Genomic DNA, 12362 nt, shown 5'->3' on the forward strand with positions numbered 1-12362 from the left:
TGCCTGCCCCGATGGCATGTTCCCTGCACACGGCAGAAGAACCTGAGGCGAGCGTGCGGAACAACAAAGCGGCGGCATTCGGCGGCGGGACGATTATCGGAGTCCTGGGCGGTCTAATCGGCTTGGGCGGCGCTGAATTTCGGCTCCCGCTTCTCATTGGCGCGTTTCGGTTCCCTGCTCTCGAAGCCGTCATTGTTAATAAGGCGACAAGCCTAATCGTCGTGGCTTCGGCGTTGCCTTTTAGGGCGGCGACGGTGCCGCTGAGCGACGTCGCCGCTCATTGGCCGGTGGTTCTGAATCTGCTCGCTGGGAGTCTCTTCGGAGCGTGGCTTGGGGCTGGGTGGGCGACCCGCATCAGGTCAGAGACGCTCTACCGCATCATCGCCTTCTTGCTGGTCAGCATCGCAGCGCTGCTGCTGTTTGGGCACGAACAGCACACAGCTGGTCAAGCGCTTGCGACCGGTAGTCTTCGTGTCGCCGCGGGGACGGCGGCAGGATTCGCAATCGGGGTCGTCGCATCGCTTCTCGGCGTCGCGGGGGGCGAACTGCTGATTCCGACGCTGGTGTTACTGTTCGGCGAGGATATCAAACTCGCGGGTAGCCTCTCCCTCGCCATCAGCCTCCCGACGATGATCGTGGGCTTCACCCGCTATAGCCGTGACCGGAGTTTCGCCGTGCTACGACAAAACCGCCGTTTTCTATTGGTTATGGCGCTTGGCTCGGTCGTCGGAACATTCGTTGGAGGACGGGCGCTCGGCATTATCCCGAGCGCGATCTTGCTTCCCATGCTGGCAGGAATTCTGCTGATTTCCGCAGTTAAAGTCTGGCGGCATGGATGATGAGAGCGAGAGGAGCCGCTTTTTCGGCCGCTAGCCCGTTAATCGACAAGCCGCGCGCGAACCAGCCCGCGCACCGAATTGCCGAGAAAAAACTCTGACTGCGAAATATCTTCAAGGCGCAAGATGGACTCGCAGGCGCGCCCTTGCGCAATGAGCGCGGCGCGCAGCGTTCCCGGCAGCAGGCCACAGGACAGCGGCGGGGTCAGCAAAATGTCGCCCTGAGGCGCGAAGAGATTGCAGCGCGCCGCTTCGCACAGCTCGTCGCGCTCATTTTGAAAGAGAACTTCATCGGCCCCGCAGCGCTGCGCCGCCTCGGCGAGCGCGTCTTCATAGAGCGCGCGCCGCGTCGTCTTGTGCCACAACAGCGGATCGGCGGAGGAAAAGCGCCGTTTCGCGAAGGCGACGCGCCAGACGGTATCGGACGGAATCGGCTCAATCGGCGTGACGCTGGTTTCGATCGTTCCGTCGCGCGCAAGGACCAGCCGCACGCGAAGGCGCCCGCTCGACGCGCCCGCAACAGCGGCGTTTAGCGCGTCGCGGATGCGCGCGTCATCATGTGCGAAGCCGAGCGCAGCGCTCGAAGCCGCAAGCCGCGCGAGATGTTCGGCCAGCAAGCCGAAGCCCTCGTCGCGCGTCCACAGCAGCGTTTCGATCAGGCCGAAGTCGTTCTCGCGCCCGTCAGAAAGCGCGCCTTGATCAGACATTCCTCATACTCTTCGCGCGCGCGGGAGTCGGCGACGACGGCGGAGCCGACATTGCAGACGAGGTCGCCTTCCGGGAAAATGGTCAGCGTGCGGATCGCGACGTTGAAACGAATGTCGCCATCAGGCGCGATGACGCCGAGCGCCCCGCAATAGACGCCGCGCGCCGCGCATTCGAGATCGCGGATGATTTCCATCGCGCGGATCTTGGGCGCGCCGGTCACCGAGCCGCAAGGGAAAAGCCCGGTGAACAGATCCTTCAGCGTCACGTCGTCGCGCAGCCGCGCCTCGATGCCCGACGTCATCTGATGCAGCGTCGGATAGGTTTGGATGGTGAAAAGATCCGTCACTTTCACCGTGCCGACGACGGCGAGGCGAGAGAGATCATTTCGAAGAAGATCGACGATCATCAGATTTTCGGCGCGCGATTTTTCGTCTTCGACGAGATATTGCGCGCGCGCCATGTCTTCGGTCGGCATCACGCCGCGCTGCGCGGTGCCTTTCATCGGACGGGCGCGAATGTCGCGGTCCTGCGCCTCGAAGAAGACTTCCGGCGAGAGCGACACGACGGTTTCGGCTTCCAGCGCCACGACCCCGCCATAAGCGACCGGCTGGCGCTTGCGCAGACCGCGATAAAGCGAAAGCGCATCGCCGTCATAGCGTCCGTACAGCGGGAAGGTGAGATTGATCTGATAAACATCGCCGGCGAAAATATAGTCTCGGCACGTGTTGAATCGTTGCGTGTACTCTTCCTGAGTCCAGGCAGGGGAAAGCGGAATGTTCGGCGCCGCGCTCTCGGCAGGCGGCAGCGACCAGGGCCGCGGCGCTCGAAACGCGCCGAAAAGGAGCAGCGGCGTCTGCGCGTCGGGCGTCGCCTGAGCGGCGAATTTTGGCTCCAGCGCATAGCCGAGCTCGTAGCCGGCGTAGCCGGCGAGATAGAGGCCGCGTCGGGTCGCCGCCTCCATGCATTCGAACGCCGCCGCGACGTCTTTCGCCGCGCGCGCGACGATGATCTCCTCAGGCTCCTCGAACAGCAGCGCCTGTCCGTCGCTGCGGCCGTCTTCGAAAACGACGTAAGGCCGCGCCGGCGCGTCTTTTTGCGTCAGGACGGCGGGGCGTTCGGCGGCGTCTTGCATTTTTGGCGGGGCTCGCAATGGAATGTGATGTTACATCAGCCGGCTCCAGTTATGAAACGCCGCGTCGTCGCGCAACCTCCGATCCGCTTTGCTCTCGCTGCGCGCGCGGGCTATGAGGCCCTATGTCGAAATCCCCGCCGCTCCGCTTTCTGTTCATCGGCGACGTTCTGGGCCGTTCGGGCCGCGCGGCTTTGTCGCGCTTTGTCCCCCGGCTGCGCGAAAAATGGGCGCTCGACTTCGTCGTCGCCAATGGCGAGAACGCCGCCGGAGGCTTTGGCATCACCGAAGCCATTTGTGAGGAAATGCTCGGCCTTGGGGTCGATTGCGTCACCCTCGGCAATCACGCCTTCGATCAGCGCGAGGCGCTGGTTTTCATCGAACGCCAGCCGCGGCTGCTGCGCCCGATCAATTATCCGCCGGGAGCGCCGGGACGCGGCGCCGGCCTCTATACGGCGGCGCGCGGGCAGCAAGTGCTCGTCGTCAATCCGATCGGCCGGGTCTTCATGGACGCGCTCGACGATCCTTTTGCCGCCATTGAGCGCGAGCTTGGCGCCTGCCCGCTTGGCGTCGGATGCGACGCCATTTTTATCGACATGCACGCCGAGGCGTCGAGCGAGAAAATGGCGATGGCGCATTTCGTCGACGGCCGCGCGTCCGTGGTGGTCGGCTCGCACACGCATACCCCGACCGCCGACGCGCAGATCCTGCCTGGAGGCACCGGCTATCAGACTGACGCCGGCATGACGGGCGATTACGACTCGGTCGTCGGCATGGACAAGGAGGAGCCGCTTCGTCGGTTCCTGCGCAAGACGCCCGGCGCGCGCTTTGAGCCCGCGAATGGCGAGGCGACCTTCTGCGGCGTGGCGGCCGAAATCGGCGCCGACGGCTTGGCGACCATGATCTCGCCGGTGCGGCTCGGCGGCCGGCTGCGGGAAGAGTGGCCGAAGGAATGGGACGCGTCTTGAGCCGCCGAGGGCCGCTCTACCCAGAGGCAGTAAGCTCGCTTAAATAGCTCATCGAGCAGCGCCCCCGGGCGCGGGTCCGGAGCGCGAAGATGAAATGGGAAGATCTCCAGTCGTCCGAGAATATCGAGGATCGTCGCGGCTCCGGACCGATGATGGGAGGCGGGTCTCGCATGGGCGCGGGCGGCATCGGCCTTGGCACGATGGTGATCCTTGGACTGATCGGTTGGGCGCTCGGCGTCAATCCAGCGATTCTCATCGGCGGCGCGCAGATGATCAACAATATGCGCCAGGAGCGCGAGGCGGCTTTGCCCCGCCAGGAGGCGCCGCGGCAAAGCGCGCCGACCGATCAACTGGGTCGCTTTGTCGCGAAGGTGGTGGGCTCCAACGAGCAGGTCTGGTCGCGAGTGCTTCCCGAACAAAAGGGCGTGCGCTTTCAGCCGCCGCGGCTCGTTCTCTTCAATGGCTACACCCAGTCGCGCTGCGGCGCGGCGCAGTCGGCGATGGGGCCGTTCTATTGTCCGCTCGATCAGCGCATCTATCTGGACACCTCCTTCTTCCGCGACATGCAGCGGCGGTTCGGCGGCGGCGGCGATTTCGCCTATGCCTATGTGATCTCGCACGAGATGGGCCATCACATTCAGAACCTTATGGGCATTCTGCCGAAGATCCAGCGGGCGCAGCAATTGGCGAGCAGCCGTTCGGAAGCCAACGCGCTTTCGGTGCGCGCGGAGCTGATGGCGGATTGCCTCGCCGGCGTCTGGGCCAACAACGCCAACAAGCAAAAGCCTATTCTCGAGGAAGGCGACATTGAGCAGGCCGTCGCTTCGGCGCAGGCGATCGGCGACGATCGGCAGCAAAGGGCTACTCGCGGCTATGTGGTGCCGGATAGCTTTACGCATGGCTCGGCTGCGCAGCGCACGCAGTGGCTGCTGAAAGGCTTGCGCACGGGCAGCATTGACGCCTGCAATACATTCGCGCGCTAATCGGCCGGACGCCGCGCCTATAGGACGCAGCGGGCGCGGGTCGTCAGATCGGCGCCCCGCATCTTTCGCACAAGTCGCGCCAAATCCGCGCCTTCGGCCGCCGCCGCGAGCGCGCTCTTTGGCGCAATGAGCCCGACCGGACGCGCCAGACCCGGCGCAAGGCGGGTGATCAGCGAATCCGGAGCCAGCCGAAGCGTTCGGGCGCGGCTGGCGTCGCCATGGGCGAAAAAATCCTGCGCTTCCTCGGCGAAGCCGCGCTCCACGGCGAAACCGGCCAGCAGAAGGAGAAGATGGTCGCGCCGCGCCGCTTTCAGCGCCTGCGCCAAGCCGTCGCCGGCGTGCGGCGCTTCGATCAGCGCGCAGCCGGCTTCGTCGGCGATCCCGTCCAGGCCTCGTCCCGGCGCGGCGAGGATCAGTGCGTCGGCGATCAGTCCCTGAACGCACGATTCGACGAGCGAACCGAGGCTGCGCGCCACGGCCGCCGGGCGCAATGGCGCGCCGGGAGAGTCGAAGGCGATCAGCGCGGCGGTCAGCATGTCGCTGACATAGCGGAAACCGAGGCGCGGCGGAATGCGGCGCCGCGTCAACAGGCTTTGCGTCCATCTTGTGGGCCGGCGCCCATTGCGCGGGCGGCGGCCTTCGGTCACCATCGCGCCATGCCCTCCGCGTTCCCGCTCGAAATCCTCACGACGGATCAAATGGCTCGCGCCGATCGCCTGACGATCGAGAGCGGCGTGCCGGCGATGTCGCTGATGGAGAGCGCCGCCGTGGCGATCGCGCGTGCGACCAGCCAAATTCTTCAACGCACCAGCGGGCGTCGGGTGTTGGTGCTCTGCGGTCCGGGCAACAATGGCGGAGACGGCTTTGTCGCGGCGCGGCTGCTGCGTGCGCAGCGCTATAAAGTGCGCGTCGCCTCCCTGACCCCGCTCGACCAATTGCGTGGCGACGCGGCGCAAGCGGCCGCCGCCTGGCCCTGCCCAGTCACTTCCGCGCTCGAGTGCAGCTTCGACGGCATCGATCTCGTTATCGACGCTCTGTTCGGCACGGGCCTCGCGCGCGATCTCGATTCGAACGCAAGCGCGCTCGTCCGCCGCCTGAACCGCTGGCGGCGCGAAAGCGGCCAGAACGTCGTCGCCGTCGATATTCCAAGCGGCGTCGACGGGACGACCGGCGCGGTGCGCGGCGCGGCGGTGGAGGCCGACGCGACCGTCACCTTCTTTCGCGTGAAGACCGGCCATCTGCTGTTGCCCGGCCGTCTGCATTGCGGCGCGCTCACCTGCACGCATATTGGCATTCGACCCTCCGCGCTCGATTCGCTCGCCGTTGAGACTTTCGTCAACATGCCGCAGCTCTGGCGCGCCGCGCTGCCCCTGCCGAAAGTCGAGGGCCACAAATATTCGCGCGGCCATGCGCTGGTCGTTTCGGGCGGCGCCTCCTTTACGGGCGCCGCGCGGCTTTCGGCGGCTGCGGCCTTGCGCGCCGGCGCGGGTCTCGTAACGCTCGCCAGCCCAACCGAAGCGCTTGCGGTCAACGCCAGCGCGCTCACGTCGGTCATGGTTCGGCCGGCCAATGGCGCGAAGGGCCTCGGCAAGGTTCTCTCCGACGAGCGCAAAAATGCCGTCGCCATCGGTCCGGGGCTAGGCGTCAGCGAGGAAAGCTGCGCACAGGTCGAAACGGCGCTTGCGCCGCAGGCCTATCGCCGCGCCGCGGTCCTCGACGCGGACGCGCTCTCGAGCTTCGCCGGCGATCCAGAGCGGCTGTGGCGCGCAACGCGCGCTGCGCCAGGTCCAGTGGTGATGACGCCGCACGCCGGCGAATTCGCACGGCTCTTCGCCGCGTGCGAGACCGATTGCAGCTGCCGCTCGAAACTCGACAAGGCGCGCGAGGCGGCGCGCGCCAGCGGCGCGGTTGTGCTCTTCAAGGGGGCGGATACGGTCGTCGCCGCGCCCGATGGACGCGCCTCAATCCTTCCCTATGCGACGCCCTGGCTCGCCACCGCGGGCTCGGGCGACGTCTTGACCGGCGTCATCGCCGGCTTGCTGGCGCAGCGCATGGACGGCTTCCTCGCCGCGTCCTGCGCCGCCTGGATGCATGCGCGCGCCGCCGAGATTTTTGGTCCGGGGCTGATCGCCGACGATATCATCGCCGCCTTGCCGCAGGTGTGGCGGGAGCTCTGCGCGGCGCAACAAAAATAGGCAGCCGAAGCGAGCGGTTCTTTCTTGTCCGTTTCGCGAGCGTGGCCCTATGCGAGGACGAGCCCGCGGACTTGTCGTGACCTCGAGAGCTTCGTAGACTCGTCCCTGCTTGAGCGAGGGCGCGCGACGCCGACGATGATCGCCTTAGTTCGCGCTCCTGTCCCAAGCGGCTTCCGTCGCTGTCACATTGCTGTCGCAGCCAGGCCGCTTTTGAGGCGACGGCTGGAAGAAAACGAGCGTGATGAAATCCTTCGAAAAACTGTTGCTTGAGAACAAAGCCTGGGCCGAGGAAGTCCGGGAGCGCGATCCCGGCTATTTCGAGCGTCTCGCGGCCGATCAGAAGCCCGAATTCTTGTGGATTGGCTGCTCCGACAGCCGCGTGCCGGCCGACATCATCGTCAACGCGCTGCCGGGCGCGATTTTCGCGCACCGCAACATCGCCAATCAGGTGATCTGCACGGACTTCAACTGTCTCAGCGTCATCCAATACGCTGTGCAGGTGCTCAAAGTTCCGCACGTCATCGTCTGCGGTCACTATAATTGCGGCGGCGTTCGCGCCGCCCTTGACCGACAGCGCCCCGATCTGGAGCTGCTCAATAAATGGCTGATGCACATTAAAGACACCTATCGGATGCATAGAGATGAGATCGACGCGCTCAACTCTCAGACAGAACGCGCCGACCGACTTGTCGAACTCAATGTGATCGAGCAGGTTATGCGTCTGTCGCAATTTTCGATTGTGCAGACCGCCTGGAAAGAGGACCAGCGGCCGATGCTGCACGGCTGGGTGTTCGGGCTCGATGACGGAATACTGCATCAGCTCATTACATTGCCCCCGGGCAGCGACGTCGACGTCATCTATCAGCAACACGGCGGCGAGGATTTCTAACCGGCCGCGCGGCGTAATGCCGCCAATAAGGAGAATTCAGGCGTGTTTAGGCGGCATCTCGACTACTATTTCCGCTACCTCGATCACGACATTCCGGCGGGCGTCGTGGTGTTTCTCGTCGCAGTGCCGCTGTGCCTTGGCATCGCGGTGGCTTCCGGCGCGCCGCCCTTTTCGGGAGTTATCTCGGGGATTATCGGCGGGCTGGTCGTTTCTGTTCTTAGCGGTTCACAGTTGAGCGTTTCGGGTCCTGCCGCGGGCCTGACCGTCATTGTCGCGACCGCGGTCGAAAAACTCGGCTTCGACGCCATGCTGCTTGCGGTGGCGCTGTCGGGCCTCCTGCAATTGGGGATGGGCTTTCTGCGGGCGGGCGTCATCGGCGCGTTTTTTCCGTCGGCCGTCATCAAGGGCATGCTCGCGGCGATCGGGTTGATCCTGATCATGAAACAATTGCCGCACGCGGTGGGCTACGACGCCGACGCGGAAGCTGACTTGTCGTTCCTCGAGGACGATAGCCACACCCACCTTTCCTTTCTCTTTGACGCCTTTCGCTCCTTTTCGACGGGAGCGGTGATTGTTAGCGTCGTCTCCCTCGCGATCATGCTCCTTTGGGATACGCCCTACATCAAGAAGCATCGCTACCTTTCGCTCGCGCCAGGCGCGCTGGTCGGGGTGCTGTTTGGCGTCGCCTATAACTTCGTGGCTCAGACGCTGTTTCCCTCTTTGGCGATCGCGCCGCAGCATCTCGTCAATCTTCCGGCCATCTTTGGACCGATAGATTTCGCGCGGGAGTTCAGCTTTCCGGATCTTACGCGGCTGATCGACGTCCAGATCTATGTGACGGCCGCCACTTTGGCGCTGGTCGGCAGCCTTGAAACTCTGCTGAGTCTCGAAGCAGTCGATAAGCTCGACCCGCTCAAGCGCATCGCGCCGACCAATCAGGAGCTCAAGGCCCAAGGCGTCGGCAATTTTTTGAGCGGCATGTTGGGCGGCTTGCCGATCACTGCGGTGATCGTGCGCAGCTCCGCCAGCATCGACGCCGGCGCGCACACAAAGGTGGCGTCCTTTGTCCACGGCGTGCTGCTGTTGCTCAGCGTGATGTTCCTGGCGAGCCTGCTCAACATGATTCCGCTCGCCTGTCTTGCCGCGATTCTGCTCCTGACAGGCTACAAGCTCGCGAAGCCGAAGCTCTTCGTTCAGCAATATGAGAAGGGCTTCAACCAGTTCGCGCCCTTCGCCGTGACGGTCGGCGCCATTCTTTTGACGGATCTCCTCAAAGGGATGGCGATCGGCATGGCCGTGGGCCTCTTCTTCGTGTTGCGGGCGAATTACCACTCAGCGTTCACGCTCACGCGCGACGGCCGGAACTACCTGCTGCGCCTGCAAAAGGATGTGTCGTTCCTCAATAAGGCGCAGCTGCGCAACTTCCTCGAGAATGTCGAGGGGGACAGTTATCTGGTGATCGACGGCACGCGCGCCGGCTTTATCGATCAGGACATCATGGAGACGATTCAGGATTTCATCAAAGCTGCGAGCGATTACAATATCCGGGTGGAGCTCAAGGAAATGCGGGGCCTGGAGCCGGTCAACGGATTGGTCCCCGCAGAATAGCGTCGCGGCGAGTCACATTGACCTCAGCGCGCGGCGGGAAAAATCGCAGGCGGCGAATTCTGAGTCGAGCCTGCAGGATTTCCTGTAGGAGCGACGCGCGAGGGCAACGCTTTTCTTTACGCCCTCGCCGTTGCGGTACGCCTGTCCGAGCATAGCGCACCCCCAATGATCGGTTTTGTCGCAGGCGATCTTAAAGCTGCGAAATTGACAGCGCTCCTTGGCCTTTGCCGACAGCGACTCGAGCGGATCGCCCTCTTCGGCGGCGTTGCGCATATGCGCGGCGCGGTTGGTGCAGCCGGAGGCCTTGCCAAGCGCGCAGGCCATTGCGAACATGAGCTGCGCGTAGCGCGGCGTGATGACGCTTTCGTTCTCCTGAAGCGCGAGCGCCAACCGGAAGCAGTGTTCGCCGCTGCGCTTGCCAATGCAGGCTTGATAGCATTCCTCAGGGCGGGCGGCGCAGTGATCGCGCGTGACCGCTTGATCTCCCAGGAGCAATCCGCCAAGCGAGGCTTCCTTACGGAAAACGTCCGCCGGACAGGCGTGGGCGCTGGATTGCAGCGTCTTGTCGCGATCCATTTCGCCTGTTGCGCGGCGGGCGCCGTCGGCGTCGAAGGATCCGTTTTTCACGTCGGCGACGGCTATGCCGACGCCAAGCATCCCCGCTATTCCGATCGCTAGAACATAGCCAGCCCGGCGTCCGCGCTGTCTCATGGCGATAGTGCTCCCGTTTACCTCGGGCGCTTCACCGTGCGATGCGATTCGCGTCCGATCGGCTCTGCTAACAAGGATTGGCGCTTGGGCGGATGCGGCGGCGCACGCCGCGCGATTCGAACGCTTATGGCGAGAAGCCCTCGAAGACGATCTGATCGGTCCATTCCAGCGCCCGCGCCGCCATCTCGGGCGAGCGCACGGTCCAGGTCGTTACGGGAATTTTGAGCGCGGCGCGCAGCAGCAGCGGAATGGCGTGCGGAAGATCGCGCACGCGCCAAGACAGGAAATCCGGCAGCGTGCGCTTGTAGTGCAGAAAGTGCGTGAGCTCCGCGCGTTGCGCGGGGGACAGTTGCGGCCAATCATCCGCGTCGTAATGCGCCTCGCCGACGATGCCGAGCGGCCGATGCGCGATCCCAAGCGCCGCGGCGCGCGCGCGAAGAAAGGCGATCTGATCGGGATCGAAACTTTCGACGGCGACTGGCCCCTCGTAATGCGCCAGCGACTGCGCCAAGCGCTGCGCGACGGTGGTGTCGCCATCGAAGGCGCTCTTGATCTCCACAATGATCGGCGTTCGTCCGCCGATCACGGCGAGAAACTCGGAAAACCTCGGAATGGCGTCAGTGGCGCCGCGCAGCCTCATACGACTGAGCTCATCCGCGCTGTGCTTCGCGACAGCCCCGGCGCTTTCGGTCAGGCGCTCCAGCGTCTCGTCGTGAAATACGACGAGTTCGCCGTCGGCTGTGAGCTGCACGTCGCATTCGACGCCAAAGCCCGCGGCGATCGCCGCGCGGGCGGCTGAAATCGAATTTTCGATCACGCCCTTGCGGGCGTCATGCAGTCCGCGGTGCGCGATCGGACGCGCCGTCAGCCACGAAAAATCACGGGAGTTCACGGAAGAATCTCGAAGATTCCTTCCACTTCGACAGCAGCGTCGAGCGGCAATTGCGCGACGCCAACGGCGAAGCGCGCATGTTTGCCATTCTCGCCCAACACGGCAGCGACGAGATCGGAAGCGCCGTTGACGACTTGCGGCAGCGAAGCGAAGTCGGGCGCGCTGTTGACATAGCCGCCGAGCCGCACGGCGCGCAGTTTCGCAAGATCGCCGACGGCGGCGTTGGCTTGGGCGAGGACGTTGAGCGCCGCCTGACGCGCGGCGGACTGCCCGGCCTCAAGCGAAACGCCGGCGCCGAGCTTGCCCTGATGCGCCGGATCGACGCCATTGGGGCCCAGCGGCAGCTGTCCAGATATGAACAGCAAGGCGCCCGTGCGCACAAAAGGAACATAGTTGGCGACCGGCGCGGCCGCGGCGGGCAGCGTCAATCCCAGCTCTTTCAGCCGCGCGAGCGGGGTGTCGGACGATGCGGTCATAGCGCCTCTTCAAAGAGAAAGTCGTTGCTCCCAATGACGCGCGACCCTAGTTTCCTACTCCACGCGACGCAATGGCGTCGCAGGCGCCGCCACACAGAAAGAGGACCAATGATTTCGTCACGCGTGCTGGCCGCCGCGATCTGCGCGGCGACGCCCGTCGGCCAGGCGTTCGCCGAGCGCGCATTGCCGCTCGCCAATCATCGCGCTGTTTATGATCTGAGCCTGTTGAAATCGAGCGGCGCGAAGGCGCCGGCGCAGGCGCGCGGCCGGATCGCTTTCGATTTTTCCGGTTCGGCCTGCGAGGGCTATGTGCAGAACTTTCGCCAGATCACCGAGTTGCAGCCCTCGGAAGGGGCGGCCAAGCTCTCCGATATGCGTTCGGCGACATTCGAGGGCGGCGACGGCGCGGACTTTCGCTTTAAGGTGGAGACCAAAGTCGACAATTCGCGGACCGATGAAGTCGACGGAAAGGCCAAGAAATCCGCCGACGCCCGGCTTGCCATCGATCTTGCAAAGCCAAAGCGCACGCGACTGGAGCTGGCCGGTCCGATGCTCTTTCCGACGGAACATTTGCGCAAGATCGTGGAAACGGCCGCGGCCGGCGAACAGCTGCTTGAAGCGCGGGTTTTCGACGGCACGGGAGACGGCGAAAAAGCGTTCGATACCTTAACGGTCATTGGCAAGCCGACGACCGAGCCGCCCCAGGAAAAGGTCGCGCGCGTGAATGCGCTCAACAATATCCGTCGCTGGCCGGTTGCGATTTCCTATTTCGACCTGGGCAAGAAGGACGGGCAGCCGATTTATGTGCTGTCCTTCGACCTTTATGAAAACGGCGTCTCGCGCGCGCTGAAGCTCGACTATGGCGACTTCGTCTTGCGCGGCGACATGACGGATCTCGTCTTGCAGCCGACGCCGGCCTGCAAAAAATAGCGCGGTCTGCTGCTGGTTTTAAGGAACGCCGCCAATC

General features: G+C 64.2%; 13 protein-coding genes. 7 read left to right on the forward strand and 6 right to left on the reverse strand.

The features are described from left to right. Window positions 1-11 precede the first annotated feature (11 nt). On the forward strand, window positions 12-839 hold the full coding sequence (locus HUN39_RS02250) for a sulfite exporter TauE/SafE family protein (protein ID WP_175092894.1): 828 nt from the start codon (window positions 12-14) through the stop codon (window positions 837-839). Window positions 840-877: 38 nt separating this feature from the next. On the opposite strand, the gene HUN39_RS02255 is transcribed toward HUN39_RS02250, so the two are convergent. Both HUN39_RS02255 and HUN39_RS02260 read right to left on the reverse strand, forming a co-directional pair. Beyond that, window positions 878-1543: an aminotransferase class IV gene (locus HUN39_RS02255; protein WP_175092895.1), complete on the reverse strand. Its 666-nt coding sequence runs from the start codon at window positions 1541-1543 to the stop codon at window positions 878-880. Continuing rightward, window positions 1492-2676 carry an aminodeoxychorismate synthase component I gene (locus tag HUN39_RS02260; RefSeq protein WP_175092896.1) on the reverse strand — a complete coding sequence of 395 codons (1185 nt, stop codon included), beginning with the start codon at window positions 2674-2676 and terminating at the stop codon, window positions 1492-1494. Before HUN39_RS02260 ends, HUN39_RS02255 begins: the two co-directional genes overlap by 52 nt. A 122-nt stretch (window positions 2677-2798) precedes the next feature. Between HUN39_RS02260 and HUN39_RS02265 the strand changes: the two genes are divergently transcribed. Both HUN39_RS02265 and ypfJ read left to right on the forward strand, forming a co-directional pair. Further along, on the forward strand, window positions 2799-3641 hold the full coding sequence (locus tag HUN39_RS02265; RefSeq protein ID WP_175092897.1) for a TIGR00282 family metallophosphoesterase: 843 nt from the start codon (window positions 2799-2801) through the stop codon (window positions 3639-3641). Between the two features lie 89 nt (window positions 3642-3730). Continuing rightward, window positions 3731-4624: a KPN_02809 family neutral zinc metallopeptidase gene (ypfJ, locus tag HUN39_RS02270; protein ID WP_175092898.1), complete on the forward strand. Its 894-nt coding sequence runs from the start codon at window positions 3731-3733 to the stop codon at window positions 4622-4624. Between the two features lie 17 nt (window positions 4625-4641). Here the strand turns inward: ypfJ and HUN39_RS02275 are convergent, their stop codons facing one another. After that, window positions 4642-5271 (reverse strand): transposase, encoded by a 630-nt coding sequence (locus HUN39_RS02275; protein WP_332310708.1) that lies wholly within the window; start codon window positions 5269-5271, stop codon window positions 4642-4644. 9 nt (window positions 5272-5280) lie between these two features. Between HUN39_RS02275 and HUN39_RS02280 the strand changes: the two genes are divergently transcribed. From HUN39_RS02280 to HUN39_RS02290, 3 genes are all read left to right on the forward strand, one after another. Next, the gene (locus HUN39_RS02280) at window positions 5281-6819 is read left to right on the forward strand and encodes an NAD(P)H-hydrate dehydratase (RefSeq protein WP_175092899.1); all 1539 of its coding nucleotides are present in this window, start codon (window positions 5281-5283) and stop codon (window positions 6817-6819) included. Window positions 6820-7060: 241 nt separating this feature from the next. Continuing rightward, a complete protein-coding gene (locus HUN39_RS02285; protein ID WP_175092900.1) occupies window positions 7061-7708 on the forward strand; it encodes a carbonic anhydrase in 648 nt (215 codons plus the stop codon). A 42-nt stretch (window positions 7709-7750) separates the two neighbouring features. Continuing rightward, window positions 7751-9316: a SulP family inorganic anion transporter gene (locus HUN39_RS02290; RefSeq protein ID WP_175092901.1), complete on the forward strand. Its 1566-nt coding sequence runs from the start codon at window positions 7751-7753 to the stop codon at window positions 9314-9316. A 12-nt stretch (window positions 9317-9328) separates the two neighbouring features. Here HUN39_RS02290 and HUN39_RS02295 read toward each other — a convergent pair whose 3' ends face one another. The 3 genes from HUN39_RS02295 to HUN39_RS02305 all read right to left on the reverse strand — a co-directional run bounded on the left by HUN39_RS02295 (window position 9329) and on the right by HUN39_RS02305 (window position 11395). After that, window positions 9329-10027 carry a sel1 repeat family protein gene (locus HUN39_RS02295; RefSeq protein WP_175092902.1) on the reverse strand — a complete coding sequence of 233 codons (699 nt, stop codon included), beginning with the start codon at window positions 10025-10027 and terminating at the stop codon, window positions 9329-9331. 124 nt (window positions 10028-10151) lie between these two features. Continuing rightward, window positions 10152-10919, reverse strand: a complete 768-nt coding sequence (locus HUN39_RS02300; RefSeq protein ID WP_175092903.1) for a glycerophosphodiester phosphodiesterase family protein — start codon at window positions 10917-10919, stop codon at window positions 10152-10154. Beyond that, window positions 10916-11395 (reverse strand): RidA family protein, encoded by a 480-nt coding sequence (locus HUN39_RS02305; RefSeq protein ID WP_175092904.1) that lies wholly within the window; start codon window positions 11393-11395, stop codon window positions 10916-10918. Before HUN39_RS02305 ends, HUN39_RS02300 begins: the two co-directional genes overlap by 4 nt. 108 nt (window positions 11396-11503) lie before the next feature. On the opposite strand from HUN39_RS02305, the gene HUN39_RS02310 reads away from it, so the two are divergent. Further along, window positions 11504-12325, forward strand: a complete 822-nt coding sequence (locus HUN39_RS02310; protein ID WP_175092905.1) for a cell envelope integrity EipB family protein — start codon at window positions 11504-11506, stop codon at window positions 12323-12325. Window positions 12326-12362 lie beyond the last annotated feature (37 nt).

Origin of the sequence: Methylocystis silviterrae, assembly GCF_013350005.1 — a bacterium.
GTDB classification, from domain to species: Bacteria; Pseudomonadota; Alphaproteobacteria; order Rhizobiales; family Beijerinckiaceae; genus Methylocystis; species Methylocystis silviterrae.